Source organism: Gracilimonas sp., assembly GCF_040218225.1.
Taxonomy (GTDB): domain Bacteria; phylum Bacteroidota; class Rhodothermia; order Balneolales; family Balneolaceae; genus Gracilimonas.
In genome coordinates this window covers 175,872-197,885 of record NZ_JAVJQO010000007.1, presented here as the reverse complement: position 1 = coordinate 197,885, position 22,014 = coordinate 175,872, and the positions used below count along the sequence as shown (strand labels likewise).

Here is a 22,014-nt window from a genome sequence, read left to right as displayed (position 1 = left end):
TAAGTTAATCTGAGATGATAACTCTTTTTACCTGAAATAAATTTCAGTATTACTTTAAATGCTTCTCAAAAAACTCATAAATACGGCGGTATTCATCATACCATGCATCTTCATCCTGAAAGCTGTGTCGTTCAGTGGGGTACATCATCATTTCAAATTCTTCATTTCCCGATTGAACAAGGCGCTCTATGTAGTGAACCGCATCCTGAAAACCAACATTGTCGTCAATCAAGCCGTGCAATAGAATAACCGGCTGCCTGAGAGAGTCGGCATAAGTAACGGGGGAACTTCGGGCGTAATTCTCGGGATTGTCCTCGGGTGTACCCAGACGGGGGAGCGTGTACCAGGGATTAGCATAATAATAATTTTCCCAGTTGGTGACCGAACGAAGCCCGGCTGCTGCATCAAAATGCTCGGGTGAAACACCTACAGCATAAAGTGCCATGAAGCCTCCATAGCTACCGCCATAAATACCTACACGTGAGGTATCGGCTTTGTCATAATTATCGGCGAGGAAAGCCAATCCGTCTTCGATATCCTCGGTTTCATATTTGCCCATCCAGTTGGTGACGTCTTCCCTGAACTTGCGTCCATAGCCGGTACTGTGCCGGTAATCAACTTCAATCACATAGTAACCCTGAAGTGTTAAGTACTGGTGAAACATGTATTCCCGCCAATAATTATTAGACCAGCCTTTATAAACATTCTGAAGAGAGCCTGCGCCATGCACAAAAACGACAACGGGATTTCCGTCCGGATTTCGTTTAGCCGGACGAAGTACTGACATCGATAGGCGTGTTTCACCATCGCGTCCGGTAAAACGTACGTAATCTTCTTTTTGCCAGTTATACTCATAGAACGAATCAGGAACTGTATTTGTGAGCTGTGTTTCTCTTTTGGGAATCATAGTATCCACAGCGTATAACTCAAAAGGCTCATTGAAGAATGTTTTTTCATACACAACGTATCTTCGGTCGGGACTGAGCTCAAAATCGCGCCGATATCCTTCTTCGGCAGTCAATTTTGTGGGCAGGTTGGTGATGATATCGAGTTTGTAAAGCTGTCGCTCGCCCGGGTCCATTTCCGAAGTAGCCATCACAATGGTTCGTTCATTGATCCAGGTCGTCCAGGGAATATCATATTCACCAAAGGTGTGTTGCTGAAAGCCTGTTCCATCCGGATTGATGGTATAAATATGATTCCATCCATCCTGCTCGCTCTGAAACATTAGCTGGTCGGTAGCCGGAGCGAACTCCATATTGGTATTATACATCCAGCCTTCGGTTTGGTCTTCAAAAAGAGTTCGGGCTTCAAGGGTGTTCACATGGTAAACCGTGATGGTTCGCTTCTTCATGGGAGGATCGAGGTAATCAATAGCGAGATAATGCCCGGAAGAACTTACATCCGTATCTAAATAGCCTTTATGGGTAAAGATGATTTCAACATCACCAGAGTCAACGCCGGCAATGGAGATAATCCGGGTTGGAATACCACGTTCATCTCCTCCGGGTTCAACAAAAGTATCAGCATATTCGGGAAAAAAGACTTCTCTGTAATCTGATCGATCAGTTTGACTGACAACCAATTTGTTGCCGGCCCAGTGCTCTATATTGTAACCTGGACGGCCTTCTTTTCGGTTGGTAATTTGTTTCATGAAAGCCTGTTCCACGCCTGATACCCATACATCACCATTCTGAATGAAGGCGAAGCGTGAACCGTCGGCACTCCAAACCGGATCATAATCAAAGCCTTTGGAAGCTACGATCACCCGCTGGTTTTCAAAGTTCTGATCGGCTAATACAAGGTCTCCATTCCTGGTAAAGAGCACGTGATTCCCATTGGGGGAAAGCTCATAGTTCCGAACGACATCGTCTGCGGCTTTTTGTAAATTTTTACCACTTAGTCCTACACTGAACATTTCCGCATCAGAAGTAGCAGAATCACTCCAGTTAAAATAAATGGTTTTACCATCAGGGGAGAAGTGGGAAAAAGACGGGCGGGCACCGGGAATAAACGGTTCGTGAAAAATGTCTTTGAATTGTAGTTTCTCAGGAAACTGCTGAGCGTTCAGGTCGGCGCCAAATAATGACAGAGTGAGCGTAAAAAGTATCAGTTTTTTCATAGAAAATTCGATCTTAAGAATGAAGCATGAGGATAAAAACTTTGGGGGAGAAAAATTGCAAAAATTGGTTAGCCTGTGTTAAACAAAATTATATAAGTATTGGTCAGAATCAGGCATTTAAAGAAGTCAGGAGGTTTGTATCATTGAATCGTTACGTTAAGAATAAGTAAGTATCAGAATGATGAAAAAAGCGACATTAAACATATCAGGAATGGGATGCAGCGGCTGTGCCAACAGTGTAGAGTCTGCATTGAATTCTTTAGAAGGCGTAGAGTTTGTATCTGTACAACTTGATCAGGAAACAGCTGAAGTATCTTTTGATGATTCCCGCGTTCAGCCAGCTGACCTTGAGAAAGCTATTGATGAAGCGGGTTATAAAATGACGGGGATAAAGGCATAACTATGAAAGCCACACTTCAAATTGATGGTATGCATTGTGCTGGTTGCGCCAATGCCGTAGATAAACAACTCGAAAACCTCGGGGGAGTCAAATCTGCAACCGTTAACCTGGCAACCGAATCTGCTATTGTAGAATATGAGGGCGAAATCAGCATGGATGATTTTGCTGAGGCTGTATCAAAAGCCGGATATACTCTTATCCGGGATGAATCAGATGCGAAACCGAAGGCAGAACAGGTTGAGGAGCGAGAGCAAAATAAATATGAGACAGCCAGGAATAATATGATCGGATCGTGGGTGCCTACGGTCTTAATGTTGCTGTGGATGCTCCCTATGTGGATTGCAAACTATATGTTTTTAGGTCCGGTGGGAATGGAGTTAGGAATGATCCTGCTTTCTGGTTTTGCCATCTTTATTCCGGGATGGGAGACCATTAAAAGTGCCTGGAAGTCATCAGTAAACCTAAGCCCCAATATGGATGTATTGATTGCCATGGGGGCACTTGCTTCCCTTTCAACAGGTTTTGTAAAGCTGATTCATGAGCTCGGCTATGGCCCTGATTTCCACAGTTTTGCTATGATTGGGGGTATGATCATGGCCTTTCACCTGACCGGCCGTTTTATCGAAACCAAAGCAAAGGGAAGTGCTTCACAAGCCATTCGAAAGTTATTGACGCTGGGAGCCAAAGAAGCCTCGGTGCTGAGAGACGGGGAGGAAGTCAAAATTCCAATCAAAGAACTACAGGTTGGTGATATCATGCTTGTTCGGCCGGGAGAGAAGATCCCGACCGATGGAGAAGTGATCGAAGGAAGCAGCAGCGTGGATGAGTCTATCGCTACAGGCGAGTCAATGCCAGTGGAAAAAACTGAAGGAGATGAAGTTATTGGTGCTACCCTCAATACCAATAGTGTACTAAAAATAAAGGCCACAAAAGTAGGGAATGAGACCTTTCTGAATCAGGTAATCAAATTAGTGGAGGAAGCACAGGGGAGTAAAATCCCAATTCAGGATTTTGCCGATCAGGTAACGAAGGTATTTGTTCCGGTTGTTCTTTTACTGGCTATGATAACTCTTGCATTGTGGTTGGTTTTTCCGGGCTTTTTTGGTGGAATCGTAGAATGGGCTTCAACCTTTATTCCATGGGTAAACCCTGATTTAGGGCCCACGGCATTGGCTTTTTATGCGATGATTGCCGTTCTGGTTATAGCATGTCCATGTGCGCTGGGCCTTGCTACACCCACGGCGCTTATGGTCGGTTCTGGTTTAGGGGCTGAAAACGGAATCCTCATCCGAAAAGGAGAAGCCATTCAGCGAATGAAAGATGTGAATGCCATTGTGCTTGACAAGACAGGAACTATTACTAAAGGGAAGCCAACGGTTACGGATGTAGTTACTTTTGGTGATACCAGCAATACAGATTTACTTAAATGGGCCGCTTCCGTTGAAAACAATTCTGAACATCCACTGGCCCGGGCTGTCGTAAATTATGCGCAGGACAAAAATATAGAGCTGGCTGATGTTGCCAATTTTGAATCGTTCACGGGTAAAGGTGTACAGGCCGGGGTAGGTGAAAAGAAAGTAGGCGTGGGAACTCCTTCGCTAATGGAAAAAATGGGCGTGGAAATTACCCCGGAAGCTTCATCTCAAAAACAGCAGATGGAAGAAAAGGCAAAAACGGCCGTATTTGTAAGTTATGATGGCAGTTTAGCAGGCTTGTTAGGAATAGCCGATGAAATTAAAGAGGACAGTAAGCAGGCTATCGAAGAGTTTAAAAAGATGGGGCTTAAAACCATTATGCTGACTGGCGACAATCAAAAAACAGCCCGTGCCATTGCCGATCAGGTGGGCATAGATGAAGTGATCGCCGAAGTGTTGCCCGATCAGAAATCAAATGAGGTTAAAAAACTTCAGGAGGCCGGGGAAGTGGTAGCCATGGTTGGTGATGGTATCAATGATGCTCCGGCGCTGACTCTCGCTGATGTCGGAATTGCCATTGGAACAGGAACAGATGTAGCGATTGAGTCTGGTGATATTGTGTTAGTGAAAGGAGACTTGTCTGCTGTGATCAGGGCGATTAATCTCAGTAAAAAAACGTTCAAAAAGATTAAACAGAATCTGTTCTGGGCTTTCTTCTATAACCTGATCATGATTCCGCTGGCTTTTGTTGGCTGGTTACACCCATTGCTGGCTGAAGCTGCGATGGCGTTCAGTTCTATAAACGTGGTTTTCAATTCACGAAGACTCGGAAAGGCAAAGCTGGATTAGTTATTGCGAACTTAAATCTTGTTACGGTACTCTGCTTAGCCATAAGAAATTCTGTTTTGCATGTGGTCTGCAGCAGAACAACAGAACCCAGTACAAATAGAAGAATGTAAGTTTCATTCGATATAAAATTCCCAGCTTACTTCGTATAACGTACCTACTTCCTGATTTTCCCTAACATAAACATATACCTTATTGAAGTAACTGTTATAGTAATGGGTGCCAGGATTTTTTATATATGAGGTAATTTCTTTGTCAAAATCGTTTTTTGCTTGTTTTTCAAATTCTTTAGCTACTTTTTCCAGATACTCTTTGACCTTTTTTTTCGCTTCATGAACTGTGATGAGGCTATCCTTGATCTGATTGTAAGGGAGTATTGCTTTACTGTGGTTTTCTGCTTTATAAAGAAAACTTTCAGAGCACAGAATGAATCTTATGCTGCCTTTGTCTTTGATTTTATCACGTTCTTCACATTCATCATATGAGATATGTAAACTTTCCTTTTCTACTTGAACCTGACCGTAAGAAATTGAGTAAAAAAATAAGCAATAAATTGTATAAACGAATAACAGCTTTTTCATTATTATTGACAATTTGTATTACTTAAAAGGAAGTTATTTTGAGTGTTGCCAATTTGAGTGCGTTCCTGATAGGATAGATTATTCCATGCTACTGTATTTTTCAAACCTGTCCAAGACAAAGCATTATAAATATCTTCAGAATGGTTGCTTTCAAATTCTCTAAGAGCATCTTCTATTTTAGCTCGATAATGTTGAGCCATCTGTTCATGTTGAGAACTTGATGGTTCTTGGCCTTCAGGTACATTCCATGTATACCTCATATAATAATCATAAAGTCCAGGGAAATCATTTCTTAGACTTGTTACAAAGTCTCTCCAATGTTGAAGAGTATACCCAGGATAGTTGAGGTCAGGTGCCTGCGCTACCGACAGTAATTTTCTAAACATTTCTGCATGTATCATTTCATGCATCATAGTTCTTGCATTAGATAACGAGGGTCTATCTAAGTTATTTGAGTTAAATGCTATTCTTATATTGTAGTTTTGAGGAGGATATGTTCTAGCGTTAGTATAATTTGGTAAACTGTTGTCTACACTTAATAGTAGATTTGCAACCGAAAAGCTCCCATCAAAATTTTGCAAAATACTCTGGTAAGCAGGGGCTTCTCCGGCTTGGTTATAAACGGACATCAAACAGGGGTTTGCTTCAAATAAAGGGTCTAAAATAATTTCTATCGGCTCCTCACACTCCGGAGTTTGTAAAATAGCATTAGGATCACACGTATCCTCTTCGTTTCCTCCCGGACCACCACCTCCGGGATCTGTGGGCCAGTTATAACCGGGATCAGTATTTCCTCCACCATTATCACAAGTCCATTGCTCAACGGGATGATGATAAGTACATCCATACTCTCCTGTATCATCTTCCCAGCACGTATATCCTCCTGGTACGATTACTTCCCAACTGCAACCCTTTCTCTTAAAATTAGTAGTATCATCGACAATGGGTTGAATCCAGTTATCGAGTTCATAATATGCTGACTGGCTTGCCGGCATACTAGCAACGGCAATACGTGGCGGGTTTCCCTCGCTCGACTCTTGATAGTAAAGATAAGGCACAGTCTCTCCATCAGTGCCAACCAAAGATGAATCTTAGAAGAATAATTCTTGCACATGATAGGTGTACCAAGAACCAGTACTATCTTTCAAGCTGTAAACTGCTACATAATTACTATTCGTTTGTTCGCGCGCGGCTTCAAGAAGAGGTTCTAAATTATTAAGGTTAACCATATGATTTCTTTTGAGTCGACGATCATCGGTGCTTTTAATAAACATTCCTGAATAATCTGAAGGAGCTAAAATCGGTAATGCTTGTTCCCCTTTTTCAGGTATTTTACCTGTTGTGTCATTAGGAGAATGATTGGTTGTACACCCTGAGTAAAGTAGCATGATTCCAATACATACTACCAGATAAGCCCATTTCTTTTGCATCATATACCCTATTGTTTTGACGTTTACAGATAGAAGAGGGTGGGTTTTGTTACAAAAAACAATTAGATAATGGTAAAATGTTAATCAAGCCTGTCAATTAATTCTATTTTGGTTAAAGTACGCTACTCGAAAGCATAAAACTGAATCTTTTGCCTCAAACAAAAGTTAAACCAGAGAGTTAGAAAATCAGAAATAAATGACTGAACTAAATATCGTAAAACAAAATTGCCGGAAGACAGTTATCTTGGCGCAAATCATTTTTTAAATAAGCAAAGAATATGAATAACTCGAAGATATTAATTGTTGGATTATTAGTAACGGTTGGAGTGGCTGCTTTTTTGTTTTGGCCAGGCAACTCTCCCCAAAATATCCTTTCCGATAAAACCCAGGTAGTGATGTACAAAAATGAAGGTTGCCAGTGCTGCACTAAATGGGGTGACCATATGATGGAAGGAGGATTTACTGTTGAAGAAGTTCCTACTCCGGTTCTGATGCAGGTAAAACAGCAAAATGGGATTACTCGTGAACTGGCTTCCTGCCACACAGCTATGATCGGTGATTATGTAGTGGAGGGCCATGTTCCCCGGGCTGATGTAGAGCGATTACTGCAAGAAAAGCCAGAAGATGTGATTGGTTTGGCAGTTCCGGGAATGCCAACAGGTTCTCCGGGAATGGAAGTTCCGGGCCGGCCGACAGACAATTATGATGTTCTGCTATTGAAAAAAGATGGAACCACCAGCGTATATTCTTCTTACTAAAGCAGTTTCACTCTGTTATTATAACAAGGCTTGCCAGTACCTGGTAAGCCTTTTTTGTTATACCGGTATCCCGAAAAGATTATTTTAAAGTTATTTAACGGGAATTTTAACAGAATAATGAAACAAAATCCCGCTGAAAGTCTTTAATAAGGTGAATGCAAACAAAACATTGACCAATGAAAAAGACAGTAGGTAGTATTTTAACTGCAGGTGGATTGATCGGTATTATATATTTTGGATACCAGTATTTTCAGGATTCCGATTCATTTGAAGCTTTTGGGGCAGACGTGGCCATTAGCACTGGCGATTATACGCCCATCATAATTTCTGCAGTTGTGATGATTGCCGGAATCGTGATATCTAAACTTAATGTAAAGTGATTCTGGAATCGATCAGGATTTAAGGCCCGGATAATTTTTATTCGGGCTTTTTTATTTGCTTCTATAACCCACAGAGTTTTTCACTCATTTCCCAAAGCAGACGAGCGGCTTCAGCGTCCCGGGCCGTTTTGCTGGGTGTGGTAGCTTTTTTGTCTTTGAAATAAGCACCATTGGTATCTTTAACATCATCCGATGTGGCTAGATAGATCTGGGTTTCAGCTCCTTTTTTGTTGGAGCGCATAAAAGGTTTGCCAATGGTATAAAGCATACTCATCAGCCAGCTGCCGCTTTGTCCGAAGTTGGATGCCACCACTCCGGGATGAAGGCAGTTCACTGTCACGTTCGTATCAACCAGTCGCTGGGCCAGTTCCTTGGTGAAAAGAATATTGAATAGCTTTGAGTTCCCATAGGCCTTAATGGGTTTATAACCTTCGGCAAGCTGAATGTTTTCAGGATCAAACTCTCCCGCCCGATGTGCTTCTGAAGCTACATTAATTATGCGTCCGTAGTCAGATGCTTTGATATGATCGAGTAGTAAATTGGTAAAAAGAAAGTACCCGATATGATTTACAGCAAAGGTCTTCTCCAAACCATCGACCGTTTCTTCTCTTTCCGCTGCCAGGAATCCATGATTATTAATCAGCACATCTACTTTATCGTAATCGGCTTTTATCTTTTCAGCAGCCGACCGGATTTCAGATTGAATGGCAAAATCACATAGCACAATATCAATTCCCGGGTTTGATGTCTCATCAATAATTTGCTGCCGGGCTGCTTCAGCTCTGTCTTCGTTCCGGCAAACCATCACAATGTAAGAACCTTTTTTGGCGAGTGCCTTGGTGGTTTCAAACCCAATGCCGGAATTGGCTCCGGTAATCACACATAATTTATTGTTCATGAAAGAGTCCTTCGTTTTAAAAGTCTATCGAAAGGTAGCTACAAAAAGTTTCAATCACCTGAATTTCCAGGCATGATTGATTGAAGCTAACGGTTTACCAAAGCAGCAAATTCCGTATCTTTACAGAAAATTTCTAAGCATGCTATGATACAAGAATATCTGAACTCCATTGAGAAATTCGTAGTGGTGGGTGATCGTGTGCTCATCAAATCCCGCGATATGGAAACGCACATTCGCAGCGGACTGGTTTTGCCTGCTTCGGTAAAGGAAAAAGAAGAAATTCAAAGCGGGTATATCGTTAAAACCGGTCCGGGTTATCCCATTCCAAATACAGATATTGAAGAAACCTGGAAGGGCAGTACCGACACCAAGTACATCGGTATGCAAGCCATAGAGGGAGACCTGGCCATCTTCCTGAAAAAGCAGGCTTATGAAATTGAATTCGAAAACGAAAAATATCTAATCGTCCCACATGCAGCTATCCTGTTGCTGATCAGGGATGAACAAACAACCTAAATGAACCAAGAACAAGAACAACCCCTATCTGAGAAAGAGAGTAAACAAGAAGAAGACCAACCTAAACCCCAAAAGCATTCCATATTTGATGATGTACAGGGCATTGTAATTGGCTCAATGATGGCAGCCTTTGGCATCGCTATCTTCTCCCACATGAATTTTTTAATCGGAGGAACGGCAGGAATCGCATTTTTAACACAGTATGCAACACCATTTACGTTTGGGCCAACGTTTTTTGTAATCAATATCCCATTTTATTTTCTGGCGATTAAAAAGCTGGGCTGGGAGTTTACCATCAAAACCTTTTTGGCGGTTTTCACGGTTTCTTTCCTCACCGAAGTTATTCCCATGATTTTTGAGTTTGGTGAAATCAATCCCTGGTTTGGAGCCATATTTGGCGGATTCTTAATCGGAAGCGGATTGCTGGCTCTGTTTCGCCACAAGGCAAGCCTGGGCGGGCTCAATATTGTTTCTATTTTTCTGCAGGAAAACTACAATATTAGTGCCGGGAAATTCCAGATGGTAGTAGACGCGATCATCATTATGACTGCATTTTTTATTGTGGATTGGAAAGCCGTTGCCTTTTCAGTATTGGCATCTATAGCACTTAACATTATTCTTGCTATCAATCATAAACCCGGCCGATACCGTGGAATGAGTTAGATACTCATTCAACAAATGATGGAACACGGATGACACGGATAGAGTGGATTTTTGCGGGTTGAAGTAATTAATCGTCCATCTAAAATCAGTCGCTCGGTTTATCGCAGTTCAAAGTTGGCATTACTCTTGACAAAGAAGCTGGCCGTCATCTCGCGGCGTATGCCCGAGATCTTGGTGTTTAACTTTCCTCCGTTATCTTCTAAAAGACTCTAATCTTCTCGTGCTGATGCTCTGCGTCGGCACGAATTAGGGTGCTAAGTGCGGAATCAATGAGACCAAACTTGCCTGGAATGTTTTGTCTTTTATATTGCGTTGAATGTCCATATTCGTATCAACCAAACTAAAGATATATGAAACGCAGAGAATTCTTATTAAAATCCGCATTGATGGGAGCAGCTGCTACACTCCCAGTTCACAAACTTTTTGCTGCCGGGCAGGAAAGTCCATTTACCACACTACGGAGGAATGTAGGTACTTTTGTGGGAAGAGGAGGAACCATTGGCTGGCTGGTGAATGAGAATGCGGTAGTAGTTATTGACTCTCAGTTTACTGAATCGGCACAAGCCTGTATCTCTGGTCTGGAAGAAATGACTGATCTTGCTTTCGACCTGTTGATTAATACGCATCATCACGGAGACCATACGGAGGGTAATCCTGCGTTTAAAGGAAAAGTAAAGAGAATTTTGGCTCATCAGAATGTACCTGATTTGCAGAAAGCGTCAGCCGAGTCACGCGGGCAGGAAGCTTTGGATGCACAAGTTTATGCTGATACGACCTATGAAAAAACATGGAAAGAAGATGTTGGGGATGAAACGGTTCATGTAACGCATTATGGGCCGGCACACACCGGCGGCGATTCTGTCATTTATTTTGAGAAGGCAAATGTGGCCCATATGGGCGATTTGATGTTTAACCGGGCGCATCCTTTTATTGATCGCGGATCCGGAGCTTCTATTTCAAACTGGATAACCACCCTAAACAGTACGGCAAAAGATCTGCCTTCAGATGCTATGTATATTTTTGGACATGGAAATTCTGACTATGGAATCACCGGAAGTAATGTAGATCTTGAGTTGATGAGAGATTTTTTTACTGCTTTGCTGGATTATACTCAAAAGGGTATTGCAGCCGGGAAGTCAAAAGAAGAAATCATGAAAATAGAAACGCTGGATGGTTTTGAGGAATTTAAAGCGCCCGGCTGGCGACTCCCTTTAAGCGCAAATATTGAAGTGGCCTATGCAGAACTTACCGAAGACAATGGATAAGAATAATTCATCAGTTAAAAAGCAGGAAAGCAAAGAGACAAAGCGAAGGTGCCTTTTTTGTGGACAACTTGCTGAATTGGTCTGGGTGCATGGGCATGGACAGTGTGCTGCCTGCGGAATCAATGCTGAAGAATGCTGCCGGGGCGAGACCTGCGGCTAGCTCAGGTCTTTAATAATCGTATTGCCAGCGGATGTCAATACCTTGCCGGCTGTCATCACCCTGGGTGAGAATGAGGTCAAGGTTTTTGGTTAACAGGTATTCAAGGATGAATAACGTTTCCGGCGTTGTGCCGCTAATCTCATTAATGATAGCGAAGAAAGTCCGGCGATTGAGATACCATCCGGTTTTGATAGATGGGTTTCCATTGGCCCCGGAGTTGTCTATTTGAACCACATCAATCCCCAATTGCTGCGTAGCCAGTGTCTCAAATTCATCCAGCAATACATCTACCAGTAAATCGGTTGGGGAAGATCCACTGCTTCCGCTTACCACCTGTTGCCACGATTCTAACGCATAACAAGGTTTATTGAAAAGGGTATAGCATATAATGTCCTGCTGTTCCATCTGTGGGGAGCTTTCAAACCTGAAGCTTGGATCTTCTGCTTCGCCTTCAATGATGTAATATAATATAATGGGGTCGCCTTGTTTCTGGCTGGTTTGTGGAACATAACTTGTTTTAATGAACAAGTCGGGGTTTGTCATCGGACCACTAAAAGTAAAAGTACCTTCATCAAGCGTAAACTGTTTACCTAATGGGCGAACATATCCGCGCTGGGCATTAAGCGTTCCGAACAGCTCCAGCTCCCGTTCTCTCTGTTTCTGAGCATCCAGTTCCCCGGTCATTGCTATTTCCATATCCAGGTAACGGCGGTTGCGAATCAGGAAATTCCGCTCAATTACAAACCGCATGTCTATGGAAAGGGAATCATAGGCGCTGAAAGAAGAGGTTTCTTCCCCTTCAAGTTCTACGGATTCTACCGACTTTTCCCCAAAATCCTGCAGGTAAACAAATCCATTTTTAATTCTTAACTCACCTGAAGCGGTAGGTTGGGTGGGCTTTCCGGTTAGCCTGCTGTCGAGATCTATAGTTAGGTTATAATCAGACGTGTTGGCCAGGCGGAATCGTCTTGCTTTGGCTTCGATATTCAGGTTGGTTGGGGTGATGCCCTCCATATCGATATTACCATTGGCATTAAAAGTCCCGCTGCCGCTTTTGGCTGAAAGCTGGTTTAGCCGCAGCCCTGATTCATCAAAATCCAGCTCAGATCGTATTTTCGTAAGTTTGATTCCTGCTATAGGAACCGAAAGCTCTCCTTTATCCAGCCGGAGGTAGCCTTTTGGGGTAAGGGTGCTTTTAGTACCTGCAATATTGATATCCGCATTTAACATCCCGCGAAGTTTGTTAACATACTGTTTGTCCAGGAAATCATTGAATACAGACAGGTTAAAATTATCAGTTACCATGCTGATATAAAGAGAATCTTCTTCATCCGGCATATTCATTTCCAATGTTCTGAAATCCATCGAAATAGGCAGTTCTGACCTTATGGAGGCAGCTTGCTGTCCCCGGGCTAATATCTCTGCGTTCGCGGTAACATTTTTTAGCTGATGGTGATATCTGAATTCAGCAAAAGCAGTATCAATTTTGATTCCGGAAAGGGTGGGGTCGCCAAGCTGAAAGACACCTTCCATATCGGGTTCGCCGGCGGTTCCGGAAAGCTCTCCGTTAAAGGTGAGTATTCCCTGAGTTCCTATAATTCCAAAAGCATCCAGGAGGTTTTGGAATTCACTGAGATGGATAGGGTTAATTACAAACTGCCCGCTAACAGGCTCCTCAAAAAAGGAATCGTCAAGTGTGGCAGGGTCGGCAGCAACAAAAGGAACGTCCAGCTTTCCATATACTTTTCTTTCTCCATTCATCATCAACCCAAGTTCTGCCTCAAGACGCTCCGAAATAAGGCTGAAATTCAGGTCCATAGCATCCACTTCTGTTCCCAGATAAGCCAGGTTTGAGATAGTTAGAAGCCCTTCTCCGGAAAGTTCGGAAGGGCTATTTGAAAAGCTCATATTCCCGGAAAGAATCCCGTCCACAAACCGCTCGTCAAAAAGTATTTCTTGAATTACACCAAAGTCAAAGTCCTGACCTTGCACCCAGCCTTCCTGATTGAGAGAATCAGCATAGGGCACTGCCAGGGTAAGGTAAGTTCCACCATCCGACTGCAGATATAACGTATCGGTTTGAATAGCAGCATCCTGATAGGTTAACTGAAAAGGAGACTGTAGGGACAATACGCGCGCTGGAGTTTTAAAATCAAATTTTTGCCACATCAGATGAGTGCGTAACGTCTGCAGATTGATGTTATAATTTCCGGACTGTGTGATTTCTCCGGCATCGTCACTTTCTATATTCAGCCTAAAAGTTCCCATAACGGAGTCGGGAGATGCATTCCCAATGGATTCAAACTGTACATCCTGAAGGGTAAAATTAGTATAAGCAGGTTGGGCGATATTAAGGGTAAGGTCGTAATTGTAATTTTCGCCAATGGTTATTTTCGTACTGCCTTTAATGGTATTTGCTGATAAAAGCGTGTCATACTTAACATCTTTCAGGTCTACATTTCCATCAAACTGCAGGGTACTGTCTTGTTCAGTGATGTTTCCGGTAATAGATCCTTCGGCATTTAACAACTGCACGCCCAGTAAAGAAGCCAGCGGCTGAAGGTTTTTCACATTCATGTCTACTGCTAGCTTATTTAGCGGGTCAGATTGATCCCTGAGATTTTTTCGACCGGAGAAGGTTCCTTCAATTACTTCACTGTTTAAATCACCTTTTGAAATAGTCAGAATATTATTCTTCAGGTTAGCTATGATATTAAGTCGATCGAAAGAAGCTCCATTTACATAGCTGGAATCGATACGGAGGTTGGATTCGAGTTCGAGTTTTTCAGGATCAAAATATCGCCCCGTACCGCTGGCTTGCAGATTAATACTGGTCGGGAAGTCTTCCAAACTCACAATTTCAGCAACATTAAATGATGTAGCTTTCAGCCGGTATGAATACGAAGGAATCTCACCCTGATAATTTGCAACGGCAGTATTAAACGACACTTTATTCTTAATGAGCTGCACAAAGCCATCCGCTTTTAAAGAGTCTTTATTAATACTTCCTTTAATATTGAAATCTGAAAACACCTGATCATTGATCGTAAGTGTGTCAATACCGGTATGCGGGATTATTTTTGTTGTTTTACCGGCTTTTTTTACAAGAGTAGGTTGGCGCTTGGGAGATGTACTTGGGTATAAGCGAAACGTCCACGGTTTTTCTGAAAGCTGAAAACCCCGGCCTTCTATCTGGCTTCTGAAGCTTAGTTCTCCATTCAATTCAGGATTTTGCAGCCACCAGCCAATGTCCAGATTTGAAACGGTAACAGGAATAGTCCATGAGGGCAATGCATCAAACAGTTTTTTGACCTGAGGATTTGCTACGATTTTATCTTCCCCATCGCTTAACTGAAAGTTAGAGCGGAGCTCTCCATTTTGGATGGTGCCACTGCCAAAGAAAGTTTCAAACTTGTAATCCTGGTATTCAATATCATGAAAAGTAAACCCCCAGGTAGTGTTCATTGTTGGGTAATCTTGTGTGATCTTTCCTTCAGCAGTAGCCTGGAACCCAGCAATGCTGGCTTTTACAGAATCATTGGTAAAATAACCAATATCAATGTTTTGAGCACTTAAACCCAGTTTTTTAAGGGCAGGCGTCCCGGAAAAAGAGAGATCAGAAATAGCCACAAAATTATCAAAGCCTTCACCTTCGGCCGTCAGTTCAATATGAAGTGAGTCTGCAGAGCCCCCGGCTTTTATCCCAAGTTGCAGTTCCTGCATGGGGATTTCCCGGTCAAGATAAGGTTGCAGGTCCTGTAAAGAGAGAGGAGAAGTTTTCGCCTGGCCATTGAATGTGGAATCCTGAAGGTTTGCAAAAGCATTAGCCCTGAGCATCGAACGACCAGTCTCAACAATCAATTGGTTTAAGGTGATTTCCTGATCCTGATATGAACCAGCCGTCTCAATAGAAATCGCTGTTGGAAGCCTTCCTTCTTTCACTTTAAACGACAAAGAAGAGAGCGATCCGGAAAGTTCTTCAGATAAAGAAAAGCCAGCAGCAGCATTGAGTTCTTTTATTGTGAGGGAAGAGTCAGGCAAGTAAGAGCCCGAGCGAATAAAAACAGAACTTTTCTCAATCAGGATGTTTTCCAAATTGACCGTAAAGCCTGTACCAGCAGAAGTTTTTTCAGTTTGTGCAGGCTCAGTTTCTTTTACCAATTTCTGCACGTTGAAAGTCGTGTCTGCTTCCTCAATAATGGAAGCATTCAGGCCGCTTACTTTAATTTGCTGTGCATTAAAAGACCTTGCCAATAGTGCCCATATATCATATTTGATGCCGAGAGAATCGATGGATGCAACGGTGTCTGTCTGTTGTACGACGATGGATGTAATCGTAAAATCATTCCATAAATCCCCGTCAATATTACCTATTGAAAGCGTGCCGTTAAGCTGCTTGTTGGCCAAAGAGATAATTTTGTTTTTGGCAAAGTTGTGAACCGCAGAGGTTTTCAATGAAAGCCGGATACCTGCAATCAGTATGAACAGAGTGAGCAAAGTCCAGCCCAGAACTTTCAAAATACGAATGATGATATGTGTTTGCTTATCACTCATAAATTAAAATGCCTGTCCGATGCTAAAGTGAAGTCCCCACCGATCCCAGGCACTTCCATAATTTTGGCCCTGATAAATTTGAAGATCTTCATTAGTTGGGTTGATTTTATAGGCCAGATCAATTCTTATTGGGCCAATGGGTGATTGATAACGGAGTCCGCCGCCAACACCAAACTGCAAGGGAGTGGTGCCTATATCACTAAAGTTTCTCCAAACCTGTCCACCATCCAGAAACGTAGCTACACCAAACCCTCTGATCAACTGGTCAAGCTGAAACCTGAATTCCGTATTAAAGCTAAACATACCTCTGCCTCCAACAGGCACAAACTGCTGGAACTCGCCCTGTTGGCTAATGATTGGTCGTTTCGGGCCCAGTTCCTGACGATTCCAGCCACGTACGGAGTTGGTTCCTCCGCTATAAATTCGAACGTCTGAGGGGAGGGAGTCTTGTTTTGCATAGTAGATGCCGGCAAAATCAATTCTCTTAGCAAAAACTATATTATCTGTAAGTGAAGTAAATTTTCGAGTGTCCATTCCCAACTCCTGAAAACTAAAGGTGGATTCTCCAAACAAGCCAGATAGCTCCCAGAACGGCTGGAAAGACCAGCCTCTTTTACCTCGTTGAAAGCTGCGGGCATAAAAAGCATTTAGATTAAAAGAAGATACATTATAAGCTTGTATGCTATCAGGAAGACTTTCTTGAGAATTTCGTGTAACCTCATTATTCAGGCTGAATTCATATGAAATGGTTCCTGTCAAGTTTGAGCTGTACTGATATACAAAACTATTAGTCATCCCTCCCCGAACAATTTCATAGGCAGGTTCCAGTTTATGTTCAAAAAATGGAGATAAAATTACGGACGTTTTGGTGTTATAGACATAGGGAAATAAATAGTTGGCACCAAGCCGTTGTTCAATGGCTGAGGCATTTGCTGTTACTGTAAAACGTTCTCCCCGTTCGCGAACATTTCGGTGAGTCCAGGAAACCTGTCCTCGAAATAGCTTATAGAAATCTGCCCAGCCATCGTCAATTCGGGTTAGATTGCCGACTCCAAATTGCAGCTGGATGGTTCGGAGTGGAGTCTCTTTAACTCTGACTTTGACATTTATGGTTGAGTCTCTGGGTTGCTCAGGAATATTGATCAACGCAAAGCGCAACATATGGTGGCTGAAAACTTCGCGTTGTGCTTCTCTCAACTTATTTTCGCTGAATACCTCGTTTAGTTGAATGCCCGTTTCCCGAATGATGTATTTTTCAGCCAGATTTTCTTCTCCTTCTACGAGGACGGAATCAAACCGTGCTCTTGGTCCGGGATTTGTAATCAGGGTTACATTTGCGGATTTAGAAGTACTGTCTATTTCTGCTTTTACCTGGCTGGTAGCATATGGATAGCCAAGATTTCGCAGTCGCCCCACCAGTTTACCTTCTATCTCAGATTTGTTTATAGTCTCATAACGCTGACCAGCCCGGTAAGGGAGTTTTTCTCGTATTTCAGTGAAGTCTTCGTCGCTGGTAATCAAGGCACGATCTTCACTGGATGTAGAAATTTCGAAGTTAACATTTTTAATCCTGATGGGTGCATTCTCAGTAATTTCGAAAATCACTGATTTCCGCCATTCTTTACTCAGAGTTTCAATTCTGTAGTTTACAATAACATCGTCGAAGCCCCGGCGCTGGTAAAAGCGTTCAATGCGAATTGCATCTCTTCTTACTTCATTTTCATTCAACAGCATGCCTGGGTGGCGCCAAAACAGTAGTTTTTTAAATGGTGAGGGAGGCTCATTAGAAATCACATCCTTGATCACTAAGGCTTCAAAAGTGTGGTTGCCTTCAATTTTGACACTCCAAACTTTTGGCGGGTCAGGTTCTTCCTGAGCTACAGCTTGTATAGAAACAAGAAGGAAAACTCCCAATAAAGAGGCCAGATGCATTAGAAGTTTTAAATTAGTAGTAACCAAGTGAGTGATTTATATTAATAAAGATAAGTATAACTGATATAATTGAATGTTTGCTATCTTTGAAATCTTAGTTATTTAGTCAAGGTTTTAAATGTACTCAAAAACGTTAATAGCACTTATATATGTATAAGTATTTTCAGGTCGTTATTGTTTCTTTGTTAATTGTTTCGTGTAAAAGTACTGAAGAATTCACAGGCTTTTCTTACGATCCGCCTGATGTAACAAACACCAAAGATAAGGTTATTCAAAATCAGGCTCGTCGAACTATCGGTGTTGACTCTCCAAAAGTATGGATTAGCAATGAGTTTGAAGGGGCCCGGATGAATGATGTTTATATGTATAATGACTCAACGTACGAGGTTTTCATCGCTCCGGAAAATGCCCCAATCAATAACAGTCCATGGTATGCTTTTAAAATCTGGAGCGATACCGTGCGTATGGCAAAGATAAGGCTAAATTACCTGGATGCAACACACAGATATATTCCCAAACTACAAAGCTGGGTTCAGCCAGATAGTGCGTGGAAGCAACAAATGGAACTCCCGGTTCAATATGACTCTGCAACGGGTACTGCCACGTTTGAAGTACTCCTTGCACCCGATCCGATCATAATAAGCGGACAGTCACTCCGCACTTCGTCCGACTTACTATCAAACCTGAATAAACGTGAAATTTTAGGCGAGCCTTTTGTTGAAATAAATGAGGTGGGTCAATCGAAATTGGGCAAGCCGATTTGGGAATTGAAAATCACGGAAGCAAAGCAAAATGAAAAGACCCCTGTTTTAGCTATTGTAAGCCGTCAGCATCCCCCTGAAGTAACAGGATACCTGGCCTCATTGCTTTTCCTCGAAGAACTTATCGCGGATAATGAGCTGGCCAGAGAGTTTCGGGAGACTTTTATCGTTAAAGCATTTCCGATGTTAAACCCCGATGGGGTGGATAATGGGCATTGGCGGCATAACGCGGGTGGTGTTGATTTAAACCGTGATTGGGAAAACTTCAATCAACCTGAAACAAAAGCGGTTCGTGAGGCTCTGGAGCCACTCAAGGGTTCAGCTTCGCAGCCATTATTTTATGCCATCGATTTTCATTCAACCAACGAAAACATCTTCTATCCCATAAATGAAGAGGTGAAAACAAGTCCGGATAACCTTACCCAGCTCTGGGTAGAACGTGTTCTGGCAGACAATCCTGAAGTTGAATTTAATGTCGAAGAGTTTGATACATCCTCACCCATAGCAAAAAACTGGTTCTACCATACCTTTGGCATTGATGCAGTAACCTATGAGGTAGATGATCAAATAAGTGAGGAGCATTTGGAGCAAGTTTCGCGTTCTGCAGCAAAATCACTAATGAAGCTTTTGCTTGAGAAATGGGAAAAAACAAGTCTTGAAAACTAATTCAGGGATACACATATTCAATTAAAAGTTAAATAGAAAAGCATGAAGGGTTCGCAAGTATTATTAGAAGGGATTTACAACTGGAAGCTACGGCTTGTATTAAGCGCGCTGTTATGTATAATCGGTCTTGGAATATTGATTAGCATGTCGCTGGGAATATTTCTTGAACTCACCGTACTTGATAAGTCCATTGTAGGAATCGCTATTTTTATGGTAGGCACACCAGCCTATCTTATTGCCAGTAAACTGGGTAAAGTTGATCAGTATACCATTGCCGGGTTTCTGAATGAAAGCCTTAAAGAAGTAGATGGCGACGCTGAAGTTCTGGTAAAAAAAGAAGATGAGCTGAATCCCGATGAGAAAACCCGGAGAGAGCAGCTTGAAGAATTTTTCCGTGAAAACCCACTATATAATTTTCTGCCAGACCGACCGGTTAAGCAGGCATATTTTCTGTTTTTGGTTTCTCTTATTGCCAGCTTTACGATTTGGTATTCAGGATTTTGATCAGGCTTTGACTTCTCAAAATTAGATAAGAAAAAATTAGAATCAGGCATTTCACTTTTTCGATAAAGGCTCATATTAACATTGTTCACCTATACAATGTGTTTATCTTAAAATGCAATTAGTTTCGTTCATGAGAAAAGAGAATAGCTATGAGTCATAACCATCATCACCACCACCATCATCCTGATGTTGATGATTCTTCCATCTGGAAATTATGGGTTTCCATTTTTTTGAATCTTGCAATTACCATTGCTGAATTGATAGGTGGACTGATCTCGAATAGCCTTGCCTTACTCTCGGATGCTATTCATAATCTCAACGATACGGTGTCGCTTGGGATAACCCTGGTGGCAAAAAAGATCTCTAAAAAAGGTGCAAGCCCGTCCAAGACTTTTGGCTATAAGAGAGCGGAAATTATTGGCGCCTTCATCAACCTGATTACGCTGGTTATCGTAGCTCTGTTTCTTATAAAAGAAGGGGTAGAACGCTTTTTTGAGCCTCAGGCTATTGATGGCTACACCATGTTCTGGGTGGCTATAGTAGGGTTGATAGGCAATTTTGTTACGGCGGGGCTGCTTTGGAAAGATTCCAGGGATAATATTAATATGAGGAGTGCCTTCATTCATATTCTTTCGGATGGACTTTCTTCTGTAGGCGTGATTATTGGCGGGTGGCTGATCTTAGAATATGAATGGTATATCGTAGATACCATACTTACAGTGATTATCGGTATCTATATTCTCTGGCATTCATATTATATGCTTAGGGAAACTATCAATATACTGATGGAGTCCAAGCCGGAGAATATTAATATTTCTGAGCTTACAGAAATGATGACAAAAATTGAAAAAGTATGCGACGTACACCATGTGCATGTATGGAGGCTCGATGAACAGAGCATTTTATTGGAGAGCCATGTGGTAATCGAAAAAGAAAACCTTGATGAAATGGAGATGATTAAATCTTCCATTAAAAAATTACTGCATGATGAGTTTGATATTCATCATAGCACACTTGAGTTTGAATTTGAACCCTGTGGTGATCATAAACACAAAGTGGTTCATCAACATTAATTTATTAGAGAGTTAGTCTCGTTATGAAGAAAATATTTGTTCTATTTCTGCCTTTGTTAATAGTGGCCTGTGGCAACAATCCGGAAGTAATTGAAGATATGGGTGATGCTTCTTTTCAATTAGTAAATCAGGATAGTACTCAGATTACCTTTCCCGATGATTTTGAAGGCAAGTATATTGTAATGGGGTTTATTTATACCAATTGTCCCGACATCTGTTCACTGATTACACAGAATCTTGTAAAGATTCAGAAACAAATGGATTATCCGGGGGATGTACAATTCGTCGCAGCTAGCTTTGATCCGGTTAGAGACACCCCCTCAAATCTTAAAAAGTATGGGAATGCATTTGGAGTAGATGAGAATTTCACATTTTTAACCGGCGATTCCACTCAAGTGTTTGCACTTATGGACAGTGCTCGCGTCAGAAGCCAGGTTTCATTTACCCAGGAAACGGAAAGCGGAGCTGAACTGTATTTTATTAATCACTCAGATAAAATTATGGTGTTGGACAAACAAGCCCGTGTCATTTTTGAGTATGGAGGAAGTCAGCCAATGATACCTTCTCTTGTAATTGAAGATTTAAACAAAGTTCGATGAAAGCTACTATATCTATATCCTTTATTTTTTGCATGATGTTATTGTCGGCCTGCACTACAAAAAAAACAGATGCTGAAATGAATCAGAATGGGAATCAGGTGCGGGTTGATGAAAGAGTTCGCCCGGCAGCTTCCGGCGGAACCAGTGCGGCTTATTTTGCTTATACTAATTTGCTGAGTACAACTGACACGTTAAGATCTTTGAATTCTGATGTTGCTAAAATGACACAGGTCCATGAATCTTATAAAACAGAAGATGGTATGATGGGCATGCGTGAAAAAAAAGATATAGTACTGCAGCCTGGAGAAGAAATTCAATTCAAACAGGGAGGATTGCATATCATGCTAATGGGGATTGAGAAAGACTTGAATAGCGAAGACTCAGTAACTGTCAGGTTGAATTTTGCGGAGGCAGGGGAGTTCACCAAAAGGCTTCCGGTAAAGCCATAAACATATTGAATAAAAAAAGGCTGCCGGGTTCTCCGGCAGCCT

General features: G+C 42.0%; 19 protein-coding genes. 12 read left to right on the top strand and 7 right to left on the bottom strand.

What is annotated here, in order from left to right; translation table 11 throughout:
* Positions 1-49: 49 nt before the first annotated feature.
* On the bottom strand, positions 50-2,122 hold the full coding sequence (locus tag RIB15_RS11115) for a S9 family peptidase (protein WP_350202225.1): 2,073 nt from the start codon (positions 2,120-2,122) through the stop codon (positions 50-52).
* 181 nt (positions 2,123-2,303) lie between these two features.
* Here RIB15_RS11115 and RIB15_RS11110 point away from each other — a divergent pair, with 181 nt between their 5' ends.
* On the top strand, positions 2,304-2,522 hold the full coding sequence (locus RIB15_RS11110; protein ID WP_350202224.1) for a heavy-metal-associated domain-containing protein: 219 nt from the start codon (positions 2,304-2,306) through the stop codon (positions 2,520-2,522).
* Positions 2,523-2,524: 2 nt separating this feature from the next.
* A complete protein-coding gene (locus tag RIB15_RS11105) occupies positions 2,525-4,786 on the top strand; it encodes a heavy metal translocating P-type ATPase (protein ID WP_350202223.1) in 2,262 nt (753 codons plus the stop codon).
* A 113-nt stretch (positions 4,787-4,899) separates the two neighbouring features.
* Here the strand turns inward: RIB15_RS11105 and RIB15_RS11100 are convergent, their stop codons facing one another.
* Genes RIB15_RS11100 through RIB15_RS11090 form a run of 3 tightly spaced genes read right to left on the bottom strand, consistent with a single transcriptional unit; the run spans position 4,900 to position 6,797 of the window.
* Entirely contained in the window at positions 4,900-5,364 is a 465-nt protein-coding gene (locus RIB15_RS11100; protein WP_350202222.1) for a hypothetical protein, read from the bottom strand.
* Between the two features lie 2 nt (positions 5,365-5,366).
* A complete protein-coding gene (locus tag RIB15_RS11095; protein WP_350202221.1) occupies positions 5,367-6,446 on the bottom strand; it encodes a hypothetical protein in 1,080 nt (359 codons plus the stop codon).
* 9 nt (positions 6,447-6,455) lie between these two features.
* Positions 6,456-6,797, bottom strand: a complete 342-nt coding sequence (locus RIB15_RS11090; RefSeq protein ID WP_350202220.1) for a hypothetical protein — start codon at positions 6,795-6,797, stop codon at positions 6,456-6,458.
* A gap of 275 nt (positions 6,798-7,072) precedes the next feature.
* Between RIB15_RS11090 and RIB15_RS11085 the strand changes: the two genes are divergently transcribed.
* Positions 7,073-7,552, top strand: a complete 480-nt coding sequence (locus RIB15_RS11085) for a DUF411 domain-containing protein (RefSeq protein ID WP_350202219.1) — start codon at positions 7,073-7,075, stop codon at positions 7,550-7,552.
* Between the two features lie 176 nt (positions 7,553-7,728).
* Positions 7,729-7,932 (top strand): hypothetical protein, encoded by a 204-nt coding sequence (locus RIB15_RS11080; protein ID WP_350202218.1) that lies wholly within the window; start codon positions 7,729-7,731, stop codon positions 7,930-7,932.
* A 61-nt stretch (positions 7,933-7,993) separates the two neighbouring features.
* On the opposite strand, the gene RIB15_RS11075 is transcribed toward RIB15_RS11080, so the two are convergent.
* Complete coding sequence (locus RIB15_RS11075; protein WP_350202217.1) at positions 7,994-8,830, bottom strand: SDR family oxidoreductase; 837 nt, start codon at positions 8,828-8,830, stop codon at positions 7,994-7,996.
* Between the two features lie 144 nt (positions 8,831-8,974).
* On the opposite strand from RIB15_RS11075, the gene RIB15_RS11070 reads away from it, so the two are divergent.
* From RIB15_RS11070 to RIB15_RS11060, 3 genes are all read left to right on the top strand, one after another.
* A complete protein-coding gene (locus RIB15_RS11070; protein WP_350202216.1) occupies positions 8,975-9,346 on the top strand; it encodes a co-chaperone GroES in 372 nt (123 codons plus the stop codon).
* Positions 9,347-10,009: a YitT family protein gene (locus RIB15_RS11065; protein ID WP_350202215.1), complete on the top strand. Its 663-nt coding sequence runs from the start codon at positions 9,347-9,349 to the stop codon at positions 10,007-10,009.
* 350 nt (positions 10,010-10,359) lie between these two features.
* The gene (locus tag RIB15_RS11060) at positions 10,360-11,274 is read left to right on the top strand and encodes an MBL fold metallo-hydrolase (RefSeq protein WP_350202214.1); all 915 of its coding nucleotides are present in this window, start codon (positions 10,360-10,362) and stop codon (positions 11,272-11,274) included.
* A gap of 169 nt (positions 11,275-11,443) precedes the next feature.
* Here the strand turns inward: RIB15_RS11060 and RIB15_RS11055 are convergent, their stop codons facing one another.
* Positions 11,444-15,988, bottom strand: a complete 4,545-nt coding sequence (locus RIB15_RS11055; protein ID WP_350202213.1) for a translocation/assembly module TamB domain-containing protein — start codon at positions 15,986-15,988, stop codon at positions 11,444-11,446.
* Positions 15,989-15,991: 3 nt separating this feature from the next.
* Positions 15,992-17,947, bottom strand: coding sequence for a BamA/TamA family outer membrane protein (locus tag RIB15_RS11050; RefSeq protein ID WP_350202212.1), 1,956 nt, complete (start codon positions 17,945-17,947; stop codon positions 15,992-15,994).
* Positions 17,948-18,069: 122 nt separating this feature from the next.
* Here RIB15_RS11050 and RIB15_RS11045 point away from each other — a divergent pair, with 122 nt between their 5' ends.
* The 5 genes from RIB15_RS11045 to RIB15_RS11025 all read left to right on the top strand — a co-directional run bounded on the left by RIB15_RS11045 (position 18,070) and on the right by RIB15_RS11025 (position 21,972).
* Positions 18,070-19,347 (top strand): M14 family metallopeptidase, encoded by a 1,278-nt coding sequence (locus RIB15_RS11045; protein ID WP_350202211.1) that lies wholly within the window; start codon positions 18,070-18,072, stop codon positions 19,345-19,347.
* Between the two features lie 42 nt (positions 19,348-19,389).
* A complete protein-coding gene (locus RIB15_RS11040; RefSeq protein WP_350202210.1) occupies positions 19,390-19,851 on the top strand; it encodes a hypothetical protein in 462 nt (153 codons plus the stop codon).
* Between the two features lie 149 nt (positions 19,852-20,000).
* On the top strand, positions 20,001-20,924 hold the full coding sequence (locus RIB15_RS11035; protein WP_350202209.1) for a cation diffusion facilitator family transporter: 924 nt from the start codon (positions 20,001-20,003) through the stop codon (positions 20,922-20,924).
* A 23-nt stretch (positions 20,925-20,947) separates the two neighbouring features.
* The gene (locus RIB15_RS11030) at positions 20,948-21,523 is read left to right on the top strand and encodes an SCO family protein (RefSeq protein ID WP_350202208.1); all 576 of its coding nucleotides are present in this window, start codon (positions 20,948-20,950) and stop codon (positions 21,521-21,523) included.
* A 77-nt stretch (positions 21,524-21,600) separates the two neighbouring features.
* Complete coding sequence (locus RIB15_RS11025; RefSeq protein ID WP_350202207.1) at positions 21,601-21,972, top strand: copper chaperone PCu(A)C; 372 nt, start codon at positions 21,601-21,603, stop codon at positions 21,970-21,972.
* The last annotated feature ends 42 nt before the right edge of the window (positions 21,973-22,014 follow it).